This window comes from Paraglaciecola psychrophila 170 (assembly GCF_000347635.1).
Taxonomy (GTDB): Bacteria; Pseudomonadota; Gammaproteobacteria; order Enterobacterales; family Alteromonadaceae; genus Paraglaciecola; species Paraglaciecola psychrophila.
This window is the reverse complement of the sequence record NC_020514.1, coordinates 2364946-2388641: the sequence shown is the minus strand read 5'-3', so window position 1 is coordinate 2388641 and position 23696 is coordinate 2364946. Positions and strand designations below refer to the sequence as shown.

Below are 23696 nucleotides of genomic sequence, written 5' to 3'. Positions count from 1 at the left end.
CTAATTTGGCAGGCTTTTACTACTAACTATTTACTGAAGTAGATGCTTTAGTTAATTTCTCTTCAATAAACATTTCAATCTTTTCAAGCACTTGCTCTATATTCAATTCGGTTGAATCAAGAACTAATGCATCTTTCGCTGGCACCAAAGGAGCAATGGTTCGATTTGCATCTCGCTCATCACGTGCTTTTATGTCAGTTAAAAGGCGCAGCATATTAACATCATGCCCACTAGCTTTCAACTGATTAAAGCGTCTATCAGCACGTTCCTCGGCACTGGCGGTTAGAAAAATTTTGACCTGCGCTTCTGGGAAAACCACGGTGCCCATGTCACGACCGTCGGCTACTAAACCTGGCGCTTGTTTAAATCCCCTCTGGCGTCTTAGTAAAGCTTCTCGAATTGAAGGTAATGACGCTATTTTCGACGCAGTAGCCCCCACCTCTTCGGTACGGATTGTATCACTTACATCTTCGCCTTCTAGAATCACTCTGACTCCGTGTTCAGTCGTTTCAAAATTGACATCTAAGCCTGACGCTAAGGGCAACAAACCTGCTTCGTCCTCGGCTGGAATTTGGTGATGCAATGAGGCAACAGCCAAAACTCGATAAATAGCGCCACTATCTAAAAAGTGCCAACCCAACTTTTTAGCTAACAAAGTACTGACTGTACCTTTACCTGCTCCGCTTGGACCGTCTATAGTGATGACAGGTTCTGTGTACATGCGCTCTCCTGAGCATAAGAAAATCGGACGCAATTATACGGATACATACTAGATTAGCAATGACACAAAGGTTACATTTTTTTAACCTTTAAAATATTAATAATAAAACGCTTAATATTCAGGGGCATGCATCCCTTTACTGTAAATTTTACTTACAAATAGTCGCAAATCTGTCGAAATAATCAGGGAAGGTTTTTGCGGTGCAACTAGGGTCATTAATCGTTACTGCTGTATCACTTAAAGCAACCAGTGAAAAACACATCGCTACACGGTGATCATTATAAGTGTCAATTTCGGCATGTATTAACTGTTTTGGTGGTGTAATCGATATAAAATCTTTACCTTCTTCTACAATCGCTCCTACTTTTCTCAGTTCGCAACTCATTGCAGCTAGACGGTCGGTTTCTTTTACTCGCCAATTGTAGATATTTCTAATTGATGTCGTGCCATGAGCAAAAAGCGCCGTGGTAGCAATAGTCATAGCCGCATCAGGGATATGATTCATATCCAAATCTACTGCTTTTAATGGAGCACTCGTGACTTCAATAAACTCATCTTGCCAGTTCACTTTTGCGCCCATTTGTTCCAGTACTTCGGCAAAACGAATATCACCTTGAATACTATTTTTGCCAACACCTGTAACTCTAACTGTGCCGCCTTTAATAGCTCCAGCGGCAAGAAAATAAGAAGCCGATGATGCGTCGCCTTCCACCATAAAGTGCCCAGGTGACTTATATTGCTGTTGCCCTTTAACCACAAACTTTTGATAATTTTGATTTTCAACCTCAATACCAAACTGCGCCATGGTGTGTAATGTGATATCGATATATGGCTTAGACACTAACTCACCGCTGATATCAATAATAGTATCTTTGTCAAACAAAGGAGCACTCATTAACAAAGCAGTCAGAAATTGACTCGACACGCTTCCGTCCACTGTAACATTGCCCCCTTGCAGAGCATGGCCTTTTATTAATAAAGGAGGATAATCCACATTTTTCAAATATTCTATGTCTGCACCTGCTTGGCGTAATGAGTCGACTAAAGCACCTATGGGACGTTCTTCCATTCGAGGCTCACCCGTAAGCTCGAACTCTCCTTTGCTACAGGCTAGTGCAGCACATAAGGGCCTCATTGCTGTACCTGCATTTCCCAAAAATAATGTTACCTTCTCTGGTACATTAAACACACCTGCGATACCGGTTACCCAACATTGGGTTTTGCAGTCAGATAGGCGATAACTGACTTTCAGCTTAGTGAGTGCATTCAGCATATGATGAATGTCTTCACTGTCTAACAAGTTCGTTAGATGAGTTTCACCACTTGCAAGCGCTGCGAGCAGTAACGCACGGTTAGACAAACTTTTTGAACCCGGCACGTTTACCGTTCCGTCCACTTTATTGATGGGCGAAAGATATAATTGATCCATTATTTATGTCTCCTAGCGAAATCTTGCATAAATTCGGTTAGCGCGTGTACACCTTCTATAGGCATAGCGTTATAAATACTGGCGCGCATCCCCCCTACATTTCGATGACCTTTAAGGGCGGTTAATCCTGCTTGTTCCGATTCTTTAATAAAAGCAGCGTCAAAGTCCGCATTAGGGAGATGAAAGGTCACATTCATTTTTGAACGAAAGTCAGGGTGCACTTTATTCAGATAAAAATCGCTTTCATCAACGCATTGATATAATAGAGCCGCTTTTTTAGCATTTGTCTGGGCAATAGTTTCAACCCCGCCTTGCTCTTTTAGCCATTTAAATACTAAACCAGCTAAGTACCATGAATAAGTGGGCGGCGTATTATACATAGAGCCATAATTAGCCATCGTTTGATAATGTAAGAAGGTGGGTGTTTCTGGCATCGCAAAATCTAATAAATCGTCTCTGACGATCACCACAGATAATCCCGATGGCCCAATATTTTTCTGTGCTCCAGCATAAATCACCCCAAATTTAGAAACATCAATGGGCTGGGACAAAATATTAGAGGACATATCAACGACTAATGGCACGTCGCCAGAATCTGGGATGTCATTGATCTCTACCCCTTCTACCGTTTCATTTGAACAGTAGTGGAAATAGGCACTTTTTTGATCAACTTGCGAAGCAGTGATACTTGGGACAGTGCTTAAACCGTCTTGCATAATTATTTCGCCCACCACATTTGTTTTCAAAAATTTGCTGGCTTCTTTTAATGCTCCTTCGGACCAAGAACCAGAGAGTAAAAAATCTGCTGAGTCAGCTCTCAATTGCAAGTTCATCGGTACCGCAGAAAACTGCCCTCGGCCACCACCCTGTGCAAACAATACTTTATAATTGTCAGGCACCTTGAGTAAATCCCTTAAGTCCTGCTCTGCCGTCTCGGCCAGCGCAATGTACTCTTTACTACGATGGCTGATTTCCATCACAGAGCGGCCCATGGATTGCCAATCCAAAAATTCTGCTTGTGCTTTTTGCATCACAGCGGCAGGCAACATGGCAGGACCAGCAGAGAAGTTATAAATTTTTGTCATTTCTACACCAAAAAAAACGAGCGGCATTAGCCACTCGTTATTGTTTCTAATTTACCAGTATTAGTACCTATAAATCAGTTAGTTTCCATATTTTTCAATATAAAAAATAGGACTCTCTTATTCGTCTTCGTTATCTTGGGTGTTATTATCTGTATTGTTATCAATAAAGCCATCAGTGCTTTCACCAGCCACTGCCTCAGTCACTCCAGCTTCTTCACCTTCTAGTAACTCAATTTCAAGCTCTTCGATTTCGTCGATACGCTGCAAACCTACAACACGCTCACCTTCAATGGTACGTATTAAGCGCACACCTTGAGTATTTCGGCCAACAGTCGAGACTTCTTCAACACGAGTTCTAACAAGAGTACCTTGGTCACTGATAAGCATGATTTCATCGCTATCGTTAACCTGTACTGCGCCAACAACCTTTCCGTTACGCTCAGATACTTTGATAGATACAACACCTTGAGTCGCACGACTCTTAGCAGGATAATCTGAAACTGGTGTACGTTTACCGAAACCATTTTCAGTGGCAGTCAAGATAGCACCATCACCTTTAGGTACAATTAACGAAATCACTTTTTGACCATCTTTCAAACGAATTCCACGTACACCTGTCGCGGTTCTTCCCATAGGACGTAATGCCAATAATTCTTCACCCGTTTCTGGATCAAGTTTGACATTGCCAGTATCAGCTTCACGTTGTTTTTCATTAAAACGTACTACTTTTCCAGCATCTGAGAACAACATAATATCGTCATCCCCGTGAGTAATATCGACACCTATTAGTTCATCACCGTCATTCAAGTTAACCGCAATAATGCCGTTTGATCTTGGACGAGAATAAGAGGTTAGTGCGGTTTTCTTCACTGTACCGTTAGCCGTAGCCATTAAGACAAACTTACCTTCTTCAAATTCTTGAATAGGTAATATCGCGGTAATACGCTCATTTTCTTCTAGTGGAAGAATATTGACGATTGGACGGCCACGAGCGTTTCTGCTTGCAAGAGGTAATTGATAAACCTTTAACCAGTACAAACGTCCACGTGTCGAGAAGCACAATATATGATCATGGGTGTTGGCAACGAGTAATTTTTCAATGAAATCTTCATTTTTCATCTTAGTCGCTGATTTACCACGACCGCCACGGCGTTGTGATTCATAATCGTTTAATTTTTGATATTTGACATATCCTTCATGAGATAATGTCACTACGACTTCTTCTCTCTCAATCAAATCTTCAATATCAATATCGTGGGAAGCTGCGGTAATGACAGTACGGCGCTCATCACCGTATTCATCACGTATCGCTTCAAGCTCTTCACGAATGATTTCCATTAAACGTTCAGGACTGTTTAATATGTGTAATAACTCAGCAATAAAATCAAGTAACTCTTTGTATTCAGACAATATTTTGTCGTGTTCCAAACCTGTTAACTTGTTCAAACGCAAATCTAGAATGGCTTGTGCTTGTTGTTCAGTTAAATAATATAATCCATCACGAATGCCATACTCAGGCTCTAACCAATCAGGCCTTGCAGCATCGTTGCCTGAACGTTCAAGCATTTCAGCAACATCTCCCAAAGACCAACCTTGTGCGGCCAAGGAGACTTTGGCTTCAGCTGGACTCTTAGACGCTTTAATCATCGCAATGATGGGGTCAATATTAACCAGTGCAATTGCCAAACCTTCAAGGATATGAGCACGCTCACGAGCCTTTTTCAGTTCAAAAACTGTACGTCGTGTGACCACCTCGCGACGATGTAATATAAACGCTTTAAGGATATCCATAAGATTGAATATTTTAGGCTGAGTCTTATCTAGTGCCACCATATTAATACCAAACACTGTTTGCATTTGGGTTTGAGAGTAAAGGTGATTTAACAGTACTTCTGCAGATTCATTACGTTTTACTTCAACAACAATACGCATTCCGTCTTTATCAGACTCATCACGCAGGGCAGAAATGCCTTCTATTTTTTGTCTTTAACCAAATCAGCAATTTTTTCAATCAAACGTGCTTTGTTCACCTGATAAGGAATTTCGTGAACAATGATTGTTTCTTTGCCGTTGTCTTCAGTTTCAATTTCAGCACGGGCACGCATATAAATTTTGCCGCGACCAGTACGATAGGCTTCTTCAATACCCTTTCTACCACTTATAAATGCGGCAGTGGGAAAATCAGGCCCTGGAATGTGTTCAATTAATTCTTCGATAGTGATGTCAGGGTTATCAACCATGGCGATACAACCATTAACCACTTCTGTTAAGTTGTGTGGTGGTATATTAGTCGCCATACCTACTGCAATGCCTGAAGAACCATTGATCAATAAATTAGGAACTCTGGTTGGCAGAACGTTAGGAATAAATTCCGATTCATCGTAGTTAGGTACAAAATCAACGGTTTCTTTTTCTAAGTCAGCTAATAACTCGTGCGCTATTTTTGACATGCGGATTTCGGTGTAACGCATTGCCGCAGCTGAATCACCGTCGACCGAACCAAAGTTACCTTGACCATCAACCAACATATACCTAAGTGAGAAAGTCTGTGCCATACGTACGATGGCTTCATAAACGGCTGAGTCACCATGAGGGTGATATTTTCCGATTACGTCACCCACCACACGGGCAGACTTCTTGTAAGGTTTGTTATAATCATTTTTTAATTCGTTCATGGCGAATAAAATCCGGCGGTGAACCGGCTTTAAGCCATCTCGTACATCAGGCAGCGCCCTGCCAACAATAACGCTCATCGCATAGTCGAGATAAGAGTTTTTAAGTTCTTCTTCTATATTAATTGGAAGAATTTCATGGGCGTGTTCAGTCATATACAGCCTTGTCCCTAGTCGTTATTATTAGAATACTAATCAAGTGAAATTCGTTTGGTCAATTTTAAGCTAGGACTTAAAATCAGGTTTACGTTTTCACCCAAGTTTATCTTTATTTTCAACCGCTCGATTCTATCACCTACGAATTAAAATGAATAGCCAGAAGTCGCAGCTATAGCTATCAATGAACAAGAGAATTAATGTATCTACGATTTTATTTGCGCAAATAGTAGATTAAGATGGCCTCAGTTTAGGTAAAAATGATAATCAGGTTAAGTGTGCAATATGCAAAATACACAAAACGTAGACCATAACGAAATACAAAAATTCTCTGAGTTAGCCTCAAGGTGGTGGGATATTGCTGGTGAGTTCAAACCTCTGCATCAAATCAATCCTTTAAGAACAGATTATATCCAACAACATTGTGGCGGTTTATCGGATAAAAATGTGTTAGATGTAGGGTGTGGTGGTGGCATTCTGGCTGAGAGCATGGCCCGTAATGGTGCCCATGTAACAGGCATCGACATGGGTGAAGCTCCTTTAGAGATAGCACGCTTGCACGGACTAGAATCAGGGTTAACAGTAGATTACCAACAGACTACAGCGGAAGAATTTGCCGATAAACACCCAGCTCAGTTTGATGTAGTCACTTGCATGGAGATGTTAGAACACGTACCAGACCCTAGCTCTGTAGTCACGGCATGTTATCGTTTAGTCAAGCCAGGTGGGCATGTGTTTTTTTCAACCTTGAACAGAAATATTAAGTCTTACTTGATGGCCATTGTAGGCGCAGAATATGTATTGGGTTTAGTGCCTAAAGGCACCCACCAACATGACAAATTCATTAAACCTTCAGAGTTAATATCTTGGATAGATGACACTCAATTGATAGTTCAAAGGATGATAGGTTTACACATGAATCCAATTAACCAAGAATATTATTTGTCAAATCAAAATGTTGACGTCAACTATATTATCCATTGCCAAAATAGTGATACTTAAATGTTTAAAAAACCCAATGCAATATTATTTGATCTTGATGGCACACTACTCGATACCGCCAGAGACCTAGGAAACGCACTAAATCAAATACTCAAAAAGTTAGAACGTCCAACTATAGATTATGAAGTTTATCGTAACATTGCCTCTGATGGCGCCAAAGGTATGCTCGAATTAGGTTTGGGGGGAGATCTAAAAAATTATGATTTTGCTGTGTTACGACAACAATTTTTAGATTTTTACGAAACCAATATTTGTGTAGACACTGATTACTTTTTAGGTATTGAAAGCTTATTGTTGACACTGAATCAAAAAAACATTCCATGGGGCATAGTCACCAACAAACCAGAGTTTTTAACATTACAGTTGGTTACTGCATTTCCTCTATTACAAAACTGTGGAGTGATTATTAGTGGTGATACATTAAGTGAAAGAAAACCCCACCCCTTGCCGTTATTACATGCTGAAGAAAAGCTGGCTCTCGATTCACCTAATACCTGGTATATAGGTGATGCAGAACGAGATATTCAAGCGGCAAATGCGGCCAATATGCACAGTGTGATTGCCCAATATGGTTATATTTCAGATATAAAACAAACTAGCAGTTGGAATGCGGATCTTAGCATCCGTACCCCTAGCGAATTATTAGATTATTTTTAAATTAATAAAACCACTCAATTTTATAGACAAACACGACATCTAGTGTCCATTGGTTGTTTTTACCCCTATATATCGATAAATACTAATCCTAGTTTTTTTACATTAAAAAATTTCAATAAAAAATAAATCGTTATTTTGTTCTTGCTTTTTGATTAACCGAAACTCAAAAGGCGTTTTTAGGTGAGTCCCTACTAACCTTTTTTATACTGCACCATAGTCGCACACAAAACCACCACATATTGGGTTGCATTGCATCAAAAACCTCACTATCTTGTGTTCTGTTAATTATGAAGACGTAACTGGGCATACAAATTATGGTCAACGAAAGGTTTTAAGAGCAGCAAAAAGTTGTCAAACATAAACCATCAAATTAACAAACATTAGAGGGCATAGAGGTAAGTCACTCTAACGACGCATTTTCGCGCTAAATAAAAGTCATCTATACGACTTAAGATAATAAAGTAACGGCTGAAAACATGAATAACAATTTATACGTCACCAAACGTACTGGCAAACGCGAGATTATCGATTTGGAGAAAATCCATAAGGTAATTGAATGGGCAGCTAAAGGATTAAATAACGTTTCCGTTTCGCAGGTAGAGATAAAAGCACACATTCAGTTCTACGATGGTATTAAAACTGCCGATATCCACGAGACGCTTATTCGTTCTGCTGCAGATCTTATCTCCACAGATTGCCCAGATTATCAATATTTAGCCGCGCGATTGGCCATATTTCATTTACGTAAGAAAGCCTATGGCCGTTTTGAGCCACCTGTTTTAAAAGATCATGTCAAAAGCATGGTTGATAAAGGCAAGTACGACCAGCATTTGTTGAAAGATTATACTGATGCTGAATTCGATGAAATGGATGAATATCTTGATCATTGGCGTGATATGAATTTCAGCTACGCAGCGGTTAAACAACTCGAAGGTAAATACCTCGTTCAAAACCGCGTGTCTGGCGAAATTTATGAAAGTGCGCAGTTTTTATATATATTAGTAGCGGCTTGTTTGTTTGCTAACTATGAAAAAGACACACGTATGGATTACATTAAGCGTTTTTATGATGCTACGTCCAAGTTTAAAATTTCGTTACCGACGCCCATCATGGCAGGTGTTAGAACCCCTACCCGTCAATTTAGTTCTTGTGTACTTATTGAAACCGGTGACAGTCTAGACTCCATTAATGCCACAGCCAGCGCCATAGTAAAATATGTCAGCCAACGTGCGGGCATTGGAGTTAATGCAGGACGTATTCGTGCATTAGGTAGTCCTATTCGTGGCGGCGAAGCATTCCATACTGGTTGTATACCATTTTACAAGCATTTCCAAACGGCCGTAAAAAGTTGCTCACAAGGCGGTGTCCGTGGTGGTGCAGCAACCTTGTTTTACCCCTTGTGGCATCTAGAAGTCGAATCACTCTTGGTTTTGAAAAATAACCGTGGTGTTGAAGAAAATCGGGTTCGACACCTCGACTATGGGGTGCAATTTAATAAGTTAATGTATACCCGTTTGATCAAGGATCAGCACATTACATTGTTTAGTCCTTCAGACACACCAGGACTCTATGACGCATTTTTCGCTGACCAAGATGAGTTCGAACGTTTATATGTGCAGTATGAAAAAGATGAAAGCATCCGTAAAAAACATATTAAAGCCATCGAATTGTTTAGCTTATTTATGCAAGAGCGGGCTAGCACTGGTCGCATTTATTTACAAAATGTCGATCACTGTAATACACACAGTCCGTTTAACCCCAAATTGGCGCCAGTTCGTCAGAGCAACTTGTGTTTAGAAATAGCCTTACCGACTAAACCATTGCAACATGTGAATGATGAGAACGGCGAAATTGCCTTGTGTACCTTGTCAGCGTTTAACCTAGGTGCGATTAAAAGTGTTGACGAATTTGCTGAGTTGTCTGATTTAGCCGTTCGTGCACTGGATAATTTACTTGATTACCAAGACTATCCTGTTCCGGCAGCGTTGAACGCAACTATGGGTCGTCGCACACTGGGTATAGGTGTCATTAACTTTGCTTATTATCTCGCTAAAAATGGTGTGAAATATTCGGACGGTAGCGCCAATGGCTTAGTGCATAGAACATTCGAGGCCATGCAATATCACTTAATGCAAGCGTCTTGTAATTTAGCCAAAGAAAAAGGTGCTTGTCCTAAATTCGATGAAACCACTTATTTCCAAGGTTTAATGCCAATCGATACCTACAAAAAAGATCTGGACAAAATTTGTGATGAGCCGCTGCACTGTGACTGGGATTCGCTTAGAGCTAAAATCAAACAATACGGTTTACGTAACAGTACACTTTCGGCTTTAATGCCCTCAGAAACATCGTCGCAAATATCAAATGCAACAAATGGAATTGAACCACCTCGCGGTCATATTAGTATAAAGTCCAGTAAAGACGGTGTGTTAAAACAAGTTGTACCTGAATACGAAAGACTCAAAGATAAATACGAGTTGTTATGGGACTTACCATCAAACGATGGATATCTGCAGCTCGCTGGAATTATGCAGAAATTTGTCGATCAAACCATTTCTGCTAACACGAGTTATGATCCAAATAAGTATGAAGGCGGTAAAGTCCCTATGAAGTTACTACTCAAAGACTTATTAACCACTTACAAACTTGGTATTAAAACCCTGTATTACCATAATACTCGCGATGGAGCAGACGACCCTACTCAACAAGAACTGTCTAGCCAAAAATTTGTGCCAAAAGAAGTGATAGAAGAAGATGATGACGATTGCGCAGGCGGCGCATGTAAAATATAAATTTCAGTAAGCTGCTTAGGCAGCTTACTGAGCGGCTTGAATTTTTAATGGCAACTATAATTAATGAAATATACAACTTTTAATCAAGTAAATAACAACCCACTGACAGAACCGATGTTTTTTGGTAACCCCGTCAATGTGGCGCGCTATGACCAACAAAAACATCCAATTTTTGAAAAGTTGATTGAAAAACAAATTAGCTTCTTTTGGCGTCCTGAAGAAGTTGATGTAAGTAAAGACAGAGTCGATTTTCAAAAGTTAAGTGACTCAGAAAAACATATCTTTATTTCTAACCTAAAATATCAAACGTTACTTGACTCAATTCAGGGTAGAAGTCCTAACATCGCTTTTTTGCCGATTATTTCTATTCCAGAATTAGAAACTTGGGTAGAAACATGGTCATTTTTCGAGACTATTCACTCGCGCTCATATACCCATATATTACGAAATCTATTTGGTGATCCCAGTAGCATTTTTGAAGATATTGTTGAAAATGAAGAAATCAAAAAACGCGCGGCAGATATCTCTAAATATTATGATGACCTCATTTTTGCAACTCAATTGTGGCAAACATTAGGCGAAGGTACCCATTCCATTAAAGGTGAAACTCATGTCATTACAATGCGTGGACTTAAGAAAAAACTTTATCTGTGTATGAACTCAGTTAATGCCTTAGAAGCCATACGTTTTTATGTCTCTTTTGCTTGTACCTTTGCATTCGCAGAGCGTGAATTGATGGAAGGTAACTCGAAAATCATTCGCTTAATTGCCCGTGATGAAAACTTACACCTCACCTCTACACAACATGTGTTAAATCTGTGGGCTAAAGGCAAAGATGACCCAGAAATGGCAGAAATTGCCGAGGAATGTAAGGAAGAAGCCACTCAAATATTCCTGCATGCAGTAGAGCAAGAAAAAGAGTGGGCTGCATTTTTGTTTCAACACGGCTCCATGATCGGTCTGAACAAAGAAATACTCTGTCAATACGTTGAGTTTATTGCTAATCATCGTATGTCGGCAATAGGCTTAGGTCAGCCGTTTGACATAAAAAATAACCCACTACCTTGGATGAACAACTACTTAAGTTCTGACAACGTTCAAGTTGCACCTCAGGAATCTGAAATCAGCTCTTATTTAGTAGGGCAAATCGATTCTGAAGTCAGTGCCGAAGACTTTGGTGATTTTGACTTATAAAAAAATGCATCAAAACAACGACAGCTTTATGGTAACTATAAAAGATCATAAAGCTGTCGAATACTCACCCCCAAACACTCTTTTAGAAACCATAGAACAGCATGAAATTGAAATTCAATACCATTGCCGTGAAGGTTTTTGTGGCGCTTGTAGAAGTAAACTAATTTGCGGAGAGGTAGAATATACTACGGATCCACTAGCGTTTATTGACGATGACGAGATATTACCTTGTTGCTGTATTCCAATAAGCAATATTGAAATACAGATAGGCTAGGAACGAGTTCCGAACTTACTTAAAAAAACACTCAAACAAATGACTGTTCAATCAATTAAGTGATAATTATCCTGTAAAATTTGAATAATTTCAGCTTTTGGGTTTTCACTTAGTACTAAGGATTTCCCGGTTATTTTTTCTGCGATATCAATATAGGTCTTAGATACCTGCATCAATACCTCAACAGGTAGCGCATTGTCTTTGGCCAATGCTTGGCGCTCAAGCATACGTTGTTTGTTTAGCAAAATATCAGGATCAGGGAAATGATTAAGTAATAATTGACGAAAGCCTTCTTTGGAATTTTCTACGACGTTACCCTGTTCATATTGCTGTGCATCCCAAATTCTTGATGAATCTGGGGTGCCCACTTCGTCCATGTAAATCAATTTTTTATTGCCATCTAAGTCTTTGACATAGCCAAATTCAAACTTAGTATCTACAAACACTTGCTCCAACTCTGCCAAAGCTTCACTAATCAGTGAAAATCCTTCAGTTAATAATTTTTCATACAAAGAAACATCACTGGGTTTTTCGAAGTTAAACGCAAGGTAGTTATCGAGGATATTCTGACGGGTAATGTTCACATCGTCCGCTTCAGGTACATTAGGAATGCCCTTTAAAATACCTTTTGTGGAGGGAGTCATAAGTAAGTTAGCTAATTTAGAATCTTGGCTAAGACCTTCTTCAAGCTGAATACCACAAAACTCTCTTTCACCTTTGTCATAAGAACGCCACATTGAGCCTGTAATATATTGACGACAGATAGCTTCAATCATCACAGGTTTAGCTTTTTGAACAATCCAAACAAAAGGGTGAGGGATATCAAGTATATGACTGTCAGCTAAACCTTGTTGTTTAAATAACTTAAACCAGTGATTAGAAATAGCATTTAAAGCAGCCCCTTTACCAGGTACACCCAACATGCCACCCTCCCCATGCCAAATACAATCAAACGCTGAGATGCGGTCGCTAATGATCATAATAGCCAATGGCGTATCATGGGGAACTGGATAGGCTTTTTCTTCAATTAAACGACGACTGTCTTGCTCAGTTAACCAATAAACAGAGCGCACTTTACCACTGTGCACCGGTAGTTCGGTTCGAATAGGCAGGTCATTGTTAATCGATAAAATTGAATCCGCGATCGACATACTATGCCAACTCCTTTAGGTGATGAACGTGTGAGCTTTTTATGCTGATTATTTAAAAATAAAACCTCTAGCCGCGCTAACAACTAGAGGTAAATAGTCTATATATCTAGATCGTCAGCCGACATGGTTTTTGAAAATGTGGGATATAAATCGGTTAGCTTATTGACTGCAAACGGCTTGCTCTCGTCGTCCAATAATGTGATGGAGGTTTTTTGGCCTACACTAGCCACTTTAATACGATACTCTTCCGTGTCTAAGTTCATCTCATTTTTGTCGCTAGACCAAATATTACTCCACCAACCGTCTTCAGCGCCATTGTATTTAACAAACAACAAGCCATTAGACTTGTCATAATCTTTAACATCAAAACCTAACGTTCTTAATACAAGTAACAGCCTGGGCCAGGTAATATCATAATCAGCGTCGACTACAAATGCAGGCTCGCCATCACTATCAAATCCTAAGTCCATCTGTAGTCCTTCACGAATTTGACGAAAACGTTTGACATCAGCTACTTTTGTTTCAAATTCATAGTTTTTCACTACTCGATTCAAGACATCAACTTCGTTACGTCTTTTGTCTTTGGATTGAGTGATCTCGGTGCTTTGAGCGGTTAATTTTTCCTTGTAATCAACTAATTCAACACTCAGTCCTGCCGTTCTACCATGAGGTTTTTTATCTAAGGTAAATTCAAAGCGTTGTCCGACAGTGCGTTCTGAATTAGACCAGCTATACCATTTGTCGTCTTTACTTTCATCTAACGTCACCCAGTCTGTGATTAAGCGCTGATTGTCTTTGTCAAACATCTCAACACCGATACCTTCGGTTTCTAAAAATCGGATCAGGGAATTCCAAATAGCAGTATCTAGAGGAAGACTGTCATCCACTTGATCAAACCACACAATGGCATCCTTTGAGCCCTCTTCTATGTGAGAACCTGCCACCACTGGCAACACCAATGAAGGTGAGAACACACTCAATTTTTTCCCCGTAGCAGTTTGCGGTGCGTCTTCACCTAAAGCTGGCAGTTTATAGGCGTCATTAAAATTAGGTGAGTCCACATCATCTGGAATTTTTATCTTTTGACCCGGTTGCTCTTTGACATAATCAAATGTGCCACTGGCAATTTCTCTTTCTTCTAATGAACTACAAGCGGTTAACATTGAGGCTGCTATTACAGTGCACTTTAATACACTAAACAATTGAAAATTATAGGTCATGCTATCTCCTTAGGATAATACGCCAGAACTGCGCATGACTTGTTCGATATGATTTTGGCTAGCTAGTTCCGATTCAACTAAAGGCAATCGTAAAAAAGCTGAATTAGTCAGCCCCATTTTGTGTAAAACCCATTTAGGTAACACAGGATTCGGTTCGACAAATAAAGCGGTATGTAAGCCGGCAATTTGTTTGTCAATTTTTTCTGCCAACTGGAAATCCTTCGCAAATGCAGCATTACACATATCAGCCATTTGTTTAGGCACAATATTAGCGGTAACAGAAATCACCCCGTGGCCTCCGTTTGCAAGAAACTCACAACCGGTCAGGTCATCACCGCTCAAAAACACGAAATCGTCTGAAACAAGTTTCTGTGTAGCCTTCAAGCGCGATATGTCACCTGTGGCATCTTTTAAGCCAACAATTTTAGGATGGGTAGCCAACTCTGCCACCGTCTCTGGCAACATGTCAGCTACTGTGCGGCTGGGCACATTATATAACAATACTGGTATGTCAGTTGCATCAGCAATGGCTTTAAAGTGGGCAACCATGCCTTTTTGTTGTGGCTTATTATAATAAGGCACAACACTTAAAAATCCTTTTATGCCAGTATCTGACATCTGTTCGCTCAAAAAGATGGCTTCTGAAGTAGAGTTAGCCCCACTCCCAGCGATGACAGGTATTTTACCCTGAGCATATTCTACGGTCCGCCTAACCACTTCTATATGTTCAGAAAAAGGTAAAGTCGCAGACTCACCTGTAGTACCAACAGACACAATGCCATGAGACCCATTTCGAATATGAAAATCAACCAGCGCCTCCAATGACGAATAATCTATTTGCCCATTATTATACATTGGCGTAATTAGCGCCACAAAACTGCCAGTAAACATGAATACTCCCCAAAAATTAGCGTCTAATGGTAAAGATCTGGCCCCCTAAAAACAAGCATTGAATAGCCCAATTTATGGATTAGAATTGAAACTGGATCAACCCACCTACAATCATGTATGTTATAGCCAATTTGAAAGCAACGAATTGGTTAAAAATGACGCAACAATTAATCATTACCATCTTAGGCTCAGACCAATTTGGTGTATTAAGTAAATTGGCAGACACCGTATCTGAAGTAGGATGCAATATTTTAGATAGTCGCCAAGCTGTTTATGGTCAGGATTTTTCTCTCACTATGATTATCGAAGGCAGTCAAAGTGCTATTACCCAAGCTGAATGTTTATTGCCGCAAACGTGTCAGAAGCATAATTTATTGTCGATGATGAAACGCACCACAAAGCATTGTAAACAAAACCTTGAACATCTTGCGGACGTCATCATAAATGGCGAGAGTACACCCGGTCTGATTGACCAGATCACCGATTTCTTCGAACAACACAATATCTCTGTCAGTGCATTTAGACTAAAATTTTTAGATACAAATGAAAACGACAAACAGATGAAGTGCAAAATGGTGATATCTATTCCTCATGAACTCGAAGTTGATAAAATTGAACATGCTCTTCAAGCACTTTTGCAACCACTCAATTTAGAAGCTTCGATCAAACAAAATCACTGATAACTTAGTATTCTCCTTTTAATTAATAACTTAAGGTATTTATTATGCAAATGCTCAAAGCGGGCGATATTGCTCCGCAATTTTCACTACTAAATCAAGATAACCAAACGGTTGCGTTAAGCGACCTTGCTGGTAAAAAAGTATTGATTTATTTTTACCCCAAAGCCATGACACCTGGCTGTACAACTCAGGCACAAGGTTTACGGGATAGCCAAGCATCATTGGCGGCATTGAACGTAGAAGTCTTAGGGGTGAGCCCTGATGCAGTTAAAAGGCTGCCAAAATTTATAGAGAAAGAAAACCTCAACTTCACACTTTTGTCGGATGAAGATCATGCCGTAGCAGATGCATTTGGTGTCTGGGGTCTTAAAAAGTTTATGGGTAAAGAATACGACGGTATTCATCGCATTACGTTTTTAATCAATGAAGACGGCAAAATAGAACATGTATTTGATAAATTTAAAACCAAAGATCACCATGAGGTGGTCTTGGCGTATCTGCAGAAGTAAAAGAAGTTTAAAGAGTTAAACAGTATGAAAAGTTGGAGCCGATTTTATGTATGTCGGCTCCGGCTTAACTAAGTTTCGGTCGTTAATTCCTTGGGACTTGACCAAGCATTGCCAACAGCTTTGACCAACGTTGCTAAAGGAATAGCGAAGAACACTCCCCAAAATCCCCACAACCCACCAAAAAATAATACCGCGATAATGATATACACTGGATGCAAGCTCACAGCTTCTGAGAATAGTATAGGTACTAATGCGTTACCGTCTAAGGCTTGTATAATGCCGTAAGCGACCATTAAATACCAAAAGTCAGGTGTCAGACCCCATTGAAATAAGGCGACTATCGCCACAGGAATAGTCACCACTGCGGCACCTATATAAGGAATCAATACTGAGAAGCCCACCAACACCCCCAGTAACAAGGCATAACGCAGGTCCATAAACGCAAATGTCACTGTTGACACTGTACCAACAATGACAATTTCGATGACTTTACCGCGAATATAATTAGCAATTTGCAGGTTCATTTCAGTACCCACTTGTTTAATCAAACGGCGTTCGCTGGGCAATAGTGAAGAGATATTAGAGACCAACATTTCTTTATCTTTGACCATAAAGAAAACCATTAACGGTACTAAAATCATGTAAATCAACAAAGCACCAAACCCACCCAGAGAACTAAATGATGCAGACAACAATTGCTCTGCCAACCCCACTACTCGTTCATTGATTCCATCTAACACATCCTGAATTTGAGTCAGCTGTATAAGGTCTGGGTAGGTTTTGGGTAACGTTAATAACCACACCTGCCCTTTTTCCCATATTTGCGGCATCTCTTTAATCAAATTAATACTTTGTTGCACAACAACAGGTACTAGACCCACAAGAGTCAGAATTGATACGCTGATAAAACCAAATAACACCAATATAGTAGTATAACCACGAGATAAGCCTAACCTACATAGCTGGACCACTGGCCAATCCAATAAGTAAGCTATAACAGCAGCCACCAAGACAGGCATTAAAATTCCGCCCCAAACTGCAAGTAATAACGAACTGATGAGTAACAGCAATAACAGCATCATTGAATCAGGATCTGAAAATTTTCGCTTATACCAACGTTCAAAAACGTTTAACATCTATTGTCCTTGTATATTAATAGGCATCACCAAACAATAATTTATTGATGATAATTGAAGTTCGACCTTATGATGTGAGCATTATTACACAACCCTTGCGTGATAAAATAGAACTTAACTTAGATTACACGAATAAAGAGAGGCTATTTTTGCATTTAGATTGGGCATGTCGTTTTGGAAACGTAAAAGCTATCTTGCACCTAAAAAAGTCGCTCAATTTAGGAGAGGTCCCTGATAGCTTCCAAATAATAGCTAGTAGACTATTAGCATTAGAAGGCACATTTACCGACGGTTTTGATAATAATATAAAATATTTACTAAATAAGAGAAACTGGAATTTAGCCAATTGTAAGCAAGGTAAACCCTCAATATCGCTCAAAAATCACTGCAATCACTACGCTTTTGATTTGCATTGTTTTCCTGTTGTAAACAACCAACCACAAGCGCTGATTAAACCTTTTGATGTCTATTCACCGTTCAAAGAATTCAATCCCTCTGTAACAGGTCCATTAATTAGTATCCCCAAATTAAGCGACTTTGTCGCCCTGACAATACGTTGTGGAGATGAGGCAGATATGGAATTACTCAAATATGCCCATATGTTAGTTACTCAGCTAATTGATTTATTAAGCACATCATTACACGTAGTTGAAATTAGCGGGCAGTCAATCCAAGAGATATTTATATCTCTTGAGTAACCATTTAAAGAGATAAACCAACTTAATAGATAAGCTAACATTGAACTAATTGGCTGGTAGCTGATCCATAACACACGCAAGTATTTAATAATTAATACTGTCAATGTAATATAGACACACTAAAATTAGACGTAATATATGATAAAACCTATTGCTAACATCGTTGTTTCTGCCTTGAGTATATTTTTATTAGGCACTATGTCAGTTGGCGCAGTAAATAAGAAAAACGAATTACCTGAGATAGGCGTGGTGGCATCAAGCGCTATCAGCTTAGATAAAGAGGTATTAATTGGCGATGCGCTTATGCGTCAACTTCGTGGGCAAGCACCTATTATTAACGACCCATTATTGGATGAATATATTCAAGACATTGGTAACCGTTTAGTTGCACAAGCCGACAACGTAAAATTTCCTTACAAATTTTTTATTCTCAATAGTCCAGACATCAATGCATTCGCTTTTTTTGGAGGACATATCGGTATTCACACTGGGCTTATTTTTAACGCCAGAAATGAATCGGAGTTAGCCTCGGTCTTAGCCCATGAGGTCAGTCACGTCACTCAAAGACATATCGCTCGTAGTATCGAAGCGAGACAAAAATCGTCACCTTTACAAATAGCCAGTTTGCTGGGTAGCATATTAGTCGCCGTGGTCAATCCAGAAGCAGGTATGGCTGCACTCTCAGTGAGCAATGCAGCTTCGGCGCAATCTTCAATCAATTACACCAGGCAAAACGAACAAGAAGCAGACAGAGTGGGGATTAGTATCCTCGCAGAGGCGGGCTTTGACCCAAACGGCGCCAGCAGTTTTTTCAGTATATTGGCTGAAAAAAACCGTCTTAAATCTACCCCACTGGCATTTTTACTCACACACCCTTTACCTGAAACACGGATTGCCGATGCACGAACCCGAGCCGCATCCTTTCGACCGCGGGATATACCTGAAAGTATTAATTTTCACTTGGCTAAGACCAGAATATTAGCGCGCTACTATGCCAATCCTAAGCGTAATATCGAATACTTTTCTGACATATTAAAAAAGAAAATTATATTTTTAAACAAGCAGCAGAATATGGTTTAGCTTTATCTTACTTAGCCAATGAAGACTTTGAACTCGCCCTAAAGGTAATAGATGTTCTATTAGAAAAACATCCAAGTAACTTATTTTATTTGGATACTTACACCGATATTGCTATAGAAATGAATCAACATCAAAAAGCGATAGACAAATTATCAGCACAAATTGTGTACACACCTTTTAACCGGGTATTGACCCTAAACTTAGCAAATGTGTTGATTAAATCTGGAAATATTGAAAGAGCGACATCTCTGTTAAAAGATTATTTGTTAATTAATCCTGACAATATGTTGGCCTATGAATTACTTTCAGATGCTTATCGCAGTAGCGAGCAAAAACTCGAAATGCATCAAACAAAAGCCGAAGTGTATGCATTATTGGCAGCCTACCCAAGGGCAATAGATGAATTACATACAGCTTACAATTACGCTAATGATCGAAAAATTGAGAAACAGAGAATTAGAGCTCGAATAGAACAATTTAGAACTGCGCAAGAGCGATTACAAAGTCTTTAACAGATTAATAGTTTGCATTAGCTGTTGTGCACTTTGTTCGCCTTTCAATTGTTTTAGCACTTTGCCATCTGCATCAAGAATATACGTTGTGGGTAAACTATTAGGTGGCCTGACCCACGGCATAGCATTAAGTCGCTCTATAATAGGAAATTGAATATTATGTTTTTGTTGAAGAGTGATGAGTTTGTCTTTGCTCAAAGGATCAAAACTTACAGCAAAGATATCTATATCATCACTATATTGTTGGTGAAAATGGTTCAGCTCGGGCATTTCTCGCAAACACGGTGCGCACCACTCAGCAAAATAGTTGACTACTCTCCACTTTCCCTGTGAATTATTCCAACGGTGTTCCTGTCCATCAAGACTAATGAAGTCCACTTTAAAGCTTTGCTGGGTCCACAGACCGACTAAAAGAGCTAACAAAGCTGTCAACATAACTACGAATTTTTTCAAAATATTAATGCCCTAAATATGGGTTACTCTCGTAACAAAAAGAATAAAATGTAGAATACACCGTATACGTACGATATCTCATTCGAAGTGAAAATAAATTTATGACTGATCTTAAAATTTTACACAATCCTAGATGTTCTAAAAGCCGTCAAACTCTGCAATTATTACTTGAAAAAGGGCTTGAGCCGCAAATTATCGAATATTTAAAAACACCAGTCAGTGCTCAAGAGTTACAGCTTATTGTTAAGCAATTAGGCTTTTCTTCAGCAAGACAACTAATCAGAAAAGGCGAAGACGCTTACAAAAAACAAAATTTAGCAGATAATACGTTAACTGAGGAGTCTCTGATCAGCGCAATGCTTAATTCACCAAAACTTATTGAACGACCTATTGTTGTATTCAATGGTAAAGCCGCTATTGGCCGACCACCTGAATCAGTTTTGAATATATTATGAGCCAAGTTTTGGATATATCATGAATAAAATAGTACTAATCTTATATTACAGTCGCCATGGGGCTACTCAAGCGATGGCCAACAGCATAGCCTTAGGCGTTGAGAAATCAGGACTTGAAGCACGCTTACGTTGTGTGCCTGAAGTAAGTAATAATTTCAACCATATTCAAGACTCAATACCCAGCTCGGGCGATCCCTATGTGGTAAAACAAGACTTAGATGATTGTTGTGCATTAGCACTTGGCAGCCCCACTCGATTCGGTAATATGGCGGCACCTTTAAAATATTTTTTAGATGATACTAGCGCTCAATGGTTAGCGGGCACATTAGAAAATAAACCTGCTTGTGTTTTCACCTCTACATCGAGTATGCACGGGGGACAAGAATCAACCTTGCTCACTATGATGATCCCCTTGTTCCATCACGGTATGATATTGTGCGGTTTACCTTACTCTAACCCTGAATTACACACTACTTTGTCTGGCGGAAGCCCCTATGGTGTAACACATCTAGCACAAGGCGATAGCAAAAACAAACTCTCTAATGAAGAACAAACATTATGTATCGAACAAGGCAAAAGACTGGCAGTACTAGCCGCGAAATTAGACCATTAACCAGTATACGAGATAAGTAACATGACATTTAACAGCACTTTTTTTCGACGATTAACCTTAACTAGCTATTTACTTTTAATTATCTGGTTAGTGGTCTGGCACTTTTTCTTAACCATTGATAAAACCACCTCAACTTTATTCACCTTATTATTTTGGATAGTGCCAATTTTATTACCTGCTAAAGGATTATTAGAAGGTAAACCTTATACTTATGCATGGGCTAATTTTATTGTGATGTATTATTTGCTGCATGGTTTGACTGCAGTGTATGCCGTCGAAGGTGAGAGGTTGTATGCTCTTGTCGAAATAATATTATGTACACTATTATTTACTGGTTGCAGTTTTTATGCACGAGTTAGAGGGCGAGAGCTTGGGTTGGGAATTCGAAAATTAAAAGAAGAGCTGCTAGAAGAAAAACAGGCCTTTGAAGGCAGCAAAACTAAAGAGCCAAAATAGATTTAACAAAAGGTATAGTGAGCTTTCGCTGCTGTTGCAGTGATTGCTCATCAAGAATATCTAAAGAAGCTATCAAGGCTGGCATATCTCGCTGCCAATGATTAACCAAATATCTTGCAACATCTTTAGACATATTTAAGCCTCTATGTTGGGCTTTAACTATCAAAGCCTGTTGTCTCTGTTGATCAGTCAATGAATAAAGTTGGAAATTAGTGCCCCATGACAGCCTAGATATCAAATCGGGCAGCTCTAGGGATAACTGCTGAGGGGGTTGATCCCCAGTTATTACTAAGCAACTATTACTCTGTTCCTTCACTCTGTTGATTAAATCAAACACCGCTATTTGCCAAGCGTTTTCACCCTGTAACTCTTGAATGTCATCAAGACAAATCAAACGGTAATTTTCAAGACCTATCAGCACATCTGGAGACATATGTTGCTTTTCATTAAAGCTCAAGTAGATGCACGTCTCACCCGCTAATTCGGCTTGTTGGCAAGTTGCATACAATAAGTGACTTTTACCCATCCCAGAATCAGAAAACAAATATGTCAGCCAATTATTGACCTTTTTGTCTTCACATTCAGCAAATAGTTGTTTTAGATAGCTGCAAGCTTGAGCATTTTGGCCAGGAATAAAGCTAGCAAATGATTCGGTATCTTTTAAGCCAATAGGCAATGAAAGTTGACTGCTTACTTGACCCAAAAGAACTCCAAACCAAGTATGGGCTGACCAAAATCGTCAACTACTGGCCTAATTTTACTGTCCAAGCTTAGTGCATTAGTTAAATCGTCAACGTCACCCAACAAGTCCAATTCAAAGGTTGCACGTGAACCTTGCTGTTTAATCAAGGTAGCGTCATTGACAATACTCATATTTTCTAGAGAGCTCAAAGCCTGGCTATAATAGTTAAGGGAGTCAATATTGTTGACAACAATTTGAACCTTAGTATCTGCCCGATCTATTTGCGCCAGATCAATCGCATATTTTAAGGATAACTGATCCGCTAGTGCATCGATCAGGCCCTCTGCAATAATCAATGGGGTATCACCTTGAACTTGTCCTGCCAATAATCCGCCTCCTTCAATCATTGTCCAGTCTGCAGACCATTGAAACTCTGATTTTTCATTCTCCATCACACTATTTTGAGTGACGTCATATGATTGATTATCAGTCAAATAAATTCTCGCAGAAAGCACAGATGGAACAGCATAACGTTCACTAGCTTTGGAAATTTGCGAACTAAAACCACCCCAGATGTCATATATACCCAAACTTTGTATATCGCCAAGGTCCCACAGCGGAAACATCAAAGAAATGCCCCTTTGAGCAGCACGTAAACTCAATTGTTGATATATGTCAGCATACTCTGTTGGCCTCGCAATTTTTCTGTCTGAATCAGCAGACGACTTGATAGCCAACCAAATTAAAGAATCTGGACGCCTTTTGTCCCAAACAGGAAAACCCGCGTCACGAATAACGTTCTCCACTCGCTGTGGATCAAAACTTATTGCTAAATAGAGTTGTGATTCTTGCTTATCATAACTATAGGATCTGACGAAACGCGTTGCTTTAGTTATGGCACTTTTAATTTTTTGATTAGTGAGTAAGTCGTTGTTACCTCGTACTTTAATAAGCACTTGTTTAAGGGCTAGACTAAAAGCATTATTTTGTGTCCGATCCGACTGATCATTTACGGCGATTTTAGCATCATACAAATCGTCAATAACCGCTGCATTAACGTTTTGCCAACTTATTAGCCAGACAAGAAAAAACACAAATAACAAAGGCTTTACTTTTATTGGCATCAGGGCCAAATCTCCTCAAAATACACTTCGAAAAATATTCTATAGAGTATTGTC

The 23696-nt window shown here is 39.5% G+C and carries 21 protein-coding genes and 2 pseudogenes; 12 read left to right on the top strand and 11 right to left on the bottom strand.

The genetic code is table 11. The features are described 5' to 3' along the window. Positions 1-22: 22 nt before the first annotated feature. From cmk to gyrA, 4 genes and pseudogenes are all read right to left on the bottom strand, one after another. Positions 23-721 carry a (d)CMP kinase gene (gene cmk / locus C427_RS10445; protein ID WP_007637264.1) on the bottom strand — a complete coding sequence of 233 codons (699 nt, stop codon included), beginning with the start codon at positions 719-721 and terminating at the stop codon, positions 23-25. Between the two features lie 148 nt (positions 722-869). Next, the gene (gene aroA / locus C427_RS10440) at positions 870-2150 is read right to left on the bottom strand and encodes a 3-phosphoshikimate 1-carboxyvinyltransferase (RefSeq protein WP_007637262.1); all 1281 of its coding nucleotides are present in this window, start codon (positions 2148-2150) and stop codon (positions 870-872) included. Further along, positions 2150-3235, bottom strand: a complete 1086-nt coding sequence (gene serC / locus C427_RS10435; RefSeq protein WP_007637260.1) for a 3-phosphoserine/phosphohydroxythreonine transaminase — start codon at positions 3233-3235, stop codon at positions 2150-2152. The genes aroA and serC overlap by 1 nt, the downstream gene beginning before the upstream one ends. Before the next feature lie 117 nt (positions 3236-3352). Continuing rightward, positions 3353-6063 (bottom strand): annotated as a pseudogene (gyrA, locus tag C427_RS10430) (DNA topoisomerase (ATP-hydrolyzing) subunit A). Positions 6064-6348: 285 nt separating this feature from the next. Between gyrA and ubiG the strand changes: the two are divergent. The 5 genes from ubiG (at position 6349) to yfaE (ending at position 11982) form a co-directional block, all read left to right on the top strand. Then, positions 6349-7065: a bifunctional 2-polyprenyl-6-hydroxyphenol methylase/3-demethylubiquinol 3-O-methyltransferase UbiG gene (gene ubiG / locus C427_RS10425; protein ID WP_007637254.1), complete on the top strand. Its 717-nt coding sequence runs from the start codon at positions 6349-6351 to the stop codon at positions 7063-7065. Beyond that, positions 7066-7722 (top strand): HAD family hydrolase, encoded by a 657-nt coding sequence (locus tag C427_RS10420; RefSeq protein ID WP_007637252.1) that lies wholly within the window; start codon positions 7066-7068, stop codon positions 7720-7722. A gap of 476 nt (positions 7723-8198) precedes the next feature. After that, positions 8199-10514 carry a class 1a ribonucleoside-diphosphate reductase subunit alpha gene (nrdA, locus tag C427_RS10415; protein WP_007637250.1) on the top strand — a complete coding sequence of 772 codons (2316 nt, stop codon included), beginning with the start codon at positions 8199-8201 and terminating at the stop codon, positions 10512-10514. 63 nt (positions 10515-10577) lie between these two features. Then, positions 10578-11708, top strand: coding sequence for a class Ia ribonucleoside-diphosphate reductase subunit beta (gene nrdB / locus C427_RS10410; protein WP_007637248.1), 1131 nt, complete (start codon positions 10578-10580; stop codon positions 11706-11708). Between the two features lie 4 nt (positions 11709-11712). Further along, the gene (gene yfaE / locus C427_RS10405) at positions 11713-11982 is read left to right on the top strand and encodes a class I ribonucleotide reductase maintenance protein YfaE (RefSeq protein WP_034899136.1); all 270 of its coding nucleotides are present in this window, start codon (positions 11713-11715) and stop codon (positions 11980-11982) included. A gap of 47 nt (positions 11983-12029) precedes the next feature. On the opposite strand, the gene C427_RS10400 is transcribed toward yfaE, so the two are convergent. The 3 genes from C427_RS10400 to dapA all read right to left on the bottom strand — a co-directional run bounded on the left by C427_RS10400 (position 12030) and on the right by dapA (position 15244). Further along, positions 12030-13133 carry a phosphoribosylaminoimidazolesuccinocarboxamide synthase gene (locus C427_RS10400; protein ID WP_007637235.1) on the bottom strand — a complete coding sequence of 368 codons (1104 nt, stop codon included), beginning with the start codon at positions 13131-13133 and terminating at the stop codon, positions 12030-12032. A gap of 98 nt (positions 13134-13231) precedes the next feature. Then, a complete protein-coding gene (gene bamC, locus C427_RS10395; protein WP_007637233.1) occupies positions 13232-14353 on the bottom strand; it encodes an outer membrane protein assembly factor BamC in 1122 nt (373 codons plus the stop codon). Between the two features lie 9 nt (positions 14354-14362). Beyond that, positions 14363-15244 (bottom strand): 4-hydroxy-tetrahydrodipicolinate synthase, encoded by an 882-nt coding sequence (gene dapA / locus C427_RS10390; RefSeq protein WP_007637231.1) that lies wholly within the window; start codon positions 15242-15244, stop codon positions 14363-14365. Positions 15245-15357: 113 nt separating this feature from the next. On the opposite strand from dapA, the gene C427_RS10385 reads away from it, so the two are divergent. Then, positions 15358-15924 (top strand): glycine cleavage system transcriptional repressor, encoded by a 567-nt coding sequence (locus tag C427_RS10385; RefSeq protein ID WP_007637230.1) that lies wholly within the window; start codon positions 15358-15360, stop codon positions 15922-15924. A 44-nt stretch (positions 15925-15968) separates the two neighbouring features. Continuing rightward, on the top strand, positions 15969-16433 hold the full coding sequence (gene bcp, locus C427_RS10380; protein ID WP_007637228.1) for a thioredoxin-dependent thiol peroxidase: 465 nt from the start codon (positions 15969-15971) through the stop codon (positions 16431-16433). A gap of 68 nt (positions 16434-16501) precedes the next feature. On the opposite strand, the gene C427_RS10375 is transcribed toward bcp, so the two are convergent. Then, the gene (locus tag C427_RS10375; RefSeq protein WP_007637226.1) at positions 16502-17569 is read right to left on the bottom strand and encodes an AI-2E family transporter; all 1068 of its coding nucleotides are present in this window, start codon (positions 17567-17569) and stop codon (positions 16502-16504) included. 74 nt (positions 17570-17643) lie between these two features. Between C427_RS10375 and C427_RS10370 the strand changes: the two genes are divergently transcribed. Both C427_RS10370 and bepA read left to right on the top strand, forming a co-directional pair. Next, positions 17644-18267, top strand: coding sequence for a hypothetical protein (locus C427_RS10370; RefSeq protein ID WP_226991113.1), 624 nt, complete (start codon positions 17644-17646; stop codon positions 18265-18267). A gap of 138 nt (positions 18268-18405) precedes the next feature. Beyond that, positions 18406-19859, top strand: a pseudogene (bepA, locus tag C427_RS10365) (beta-barrel assembly-enhancing protease). Here the strand turns inward: bepA and C427_RS10360 are convergent. After that, complete coding sequence (locus tag C427_RS10360; RefSeq protein WP_007637221.1) at positions 19845-20312, bottom strand: TlpA family protein disulfide reductase; 468 nt, start codon at positions 20310-20312, stop codon at positions 19845-19847. The pseudogene bepA and the gene C427_RS10360 sit on opposite strands and share 15 nt — an antisense overlap. A gap of 101 nt (positions 20313-20413) precedes the next feature. Between C427_RS10360 and arsC the strand changes: the two genes are divergently transcribed. From arsC to C427_RS10345, 3 genes are read left to right on the top strand one after another with little or no spacing between them, the layout of a single operon-like run. Then, positions 20414-20767, top strand: a complete 354-nt coding sequence (gene arsC / locus C427_RS10355) for an arsenate reductase (glutaredoxin) (protein ID WP_007637219.1) — start codon at positions 20414-20416, stop codon at positions 20765-20767. Between the two features lie 19 nt (positions 20768-20786). Beyond that, a complete protein-coding gene (gene wrbA, locus C427_RS10350) occupies positions 20787-21380 on the top strand; it encodes an NAD(P)H:quinone oxidoreductase (protein WP_034899105.1) in 594 nt (197 codons plus the stop codon). A gap of 21 nt (positions 21381-21401) precedes the next feature. Then, on the top strand, positions 21402-21836 hold the full coding sequence (locus C427_RS10345; RefSeq protein WP_007637214.1) for a DUF2069 domain-containing protein: 435 nt from the start codon (positions 21402-21404) through the stop codon (positions 21834-21836). On the opposite strand, the gene hda is transcribed toward C427_RS10345, so the two are convergent. After that, positions 21820-22539, bottom strand: coding sequence for a DnaA regulatory inactivator Hda (hda, locus tag C427_RS10340; protein ID WP_007637212.1), 720 nt, complete (start codon positions 22537-22539; stop codon positions 21820-21822). The two genes, C427_RS10345 and hda, sit on opposite strands and share 17 nt — an antisense overlap. Next, on the bottom strand, positions 22527-23642 hold the full coding sequence (locus C427_RS10335; RefSeq protein WP_007637211.1) for a DUF2066 domain-containing protein: 1116 nt from the start codon (positions 23640-23642) through the stop codon (positions 22527-22529). The genes hda and C427_RS10335 overlap by 13 nt, the downstream gene beginning before the upstream one ends. Positions 23643-23696 lie beyond the last annotated feature (54 nt).

Bases quoted from the DNA above. Each gene is read 5' to 3' on its own strand.
- cmk (WP_007637264.1), bottom strand. From the start codon at position 721: ATGTACACAGAACCTGTCATCACTATAGACGGTCCAAGCGGAGCAGGT.
- aroA (WP_007637262.1), bottom strand. From the start codon at position 2,150: ATGGATCAATTATATCTTTCGCCCATCAATAAAGTGGACGGAACGGTA.
- serC (WP_007637260.1), bottom strand. From the start codon at position 3,235: ATGACAAAAATTTATAACTTCTCTGCTGGTCCTGCCATGTTGCCTGCC.
- ubiG (WP_007637254.1), top strand. From the start codon at position 6,349: ATGCAAAATACACAAAACGTAGACCATAACGAAATACAAAAATTCTCT.
- C427_RS10420 (WP_007637252.1), top strand. From the start codon at position 7,066: ATGTTTAAAAAACCCAATGCAATATTATTTGATCTTGATGGCACACTA.
- nrdA (WP_007637250.1), top strand. From the start codon at position 8,199: ATGAATAACAATTTATACGTCACCAAACGTACTGGCAAACGCGAGATT.
- nrdB (WP_007637248.1), top strand. From the start codon at position 10,578: ATGAAATATACAACTTTTAATCAAGTAAATAACAACCCACTGACAGAA.
- yfaE (WP_034899136.1), top strand. From the start codon at position 11,713: ATGCATCAAAACAACGACAGCTTTATGGTAACTATAAAAGATCATAAA.
- C427_RS10400 (WP_007637235.1), bottom strand. From the start codon at position 13,133: ATGTCGATCGCGGATTCAATTTTATCGATTAACAATGACCTGCCTATT.
- bamC (WP_007637233.1), bottom strand. From the start codon at position 14,353: ATGACCTATAATTTTCAATTGTTTAGTGTATTAAAGTGCACTGTAATA.
- dapA (WP_007637231.1), bottom strand. From the start codon at position 15,244: ATGTTTACTGGCAGTTTTGTGGCGCTAATTACGCCAATGTATAATAAT.
- C427_RS10385 (WP_007637230.1), top strand. From the start codon at position 15,358: ATGTATGTTATAGCCAATTTGAAAGCAACGAATTGGTTAAAAATGACG.
- bcp (WP_007637228.1), top strand. From the start codon at position 15,969: ATGCAAATGCTCAAAGCGGGCGATATTGCTCCGCAATTTTCACTACTA.
- C427_RS10375 (WP_007637226.1), bottom strand. From the start codon at position 17,569: ATGTTAAACGTTTTTGAACGTTGGTATAAGCGAAAATTTTCAGATCCT.
- arsC (WP_007637219.1), top strand. From the start codon at position 20,414: ATGACTGATCTTAAAATTTTACACAATCCTAGATGTTCTAAAAGCCGT.
- wrbA (WP_034899105.1), top strand. From the start codon at position 20,787: ATGAATAAAATAGTACTAATCTTATATTACAGTCGCCATGGGGCTACT.
- C427_RS10345 (WP_007637214.1), top strand. From the start codon at position 21,402: ATGACATTTAACAGCACTTTTTTTCGACGATTAACCTTAACTAGCTAT.
- C427_RS10335 (WP_007637211.1), bottom strand. From the start codon at position 23,642: ATGCCAATAAAAGTAAAGCCTTTGTTATTTGTGTTTTTTCTTGTCTGG.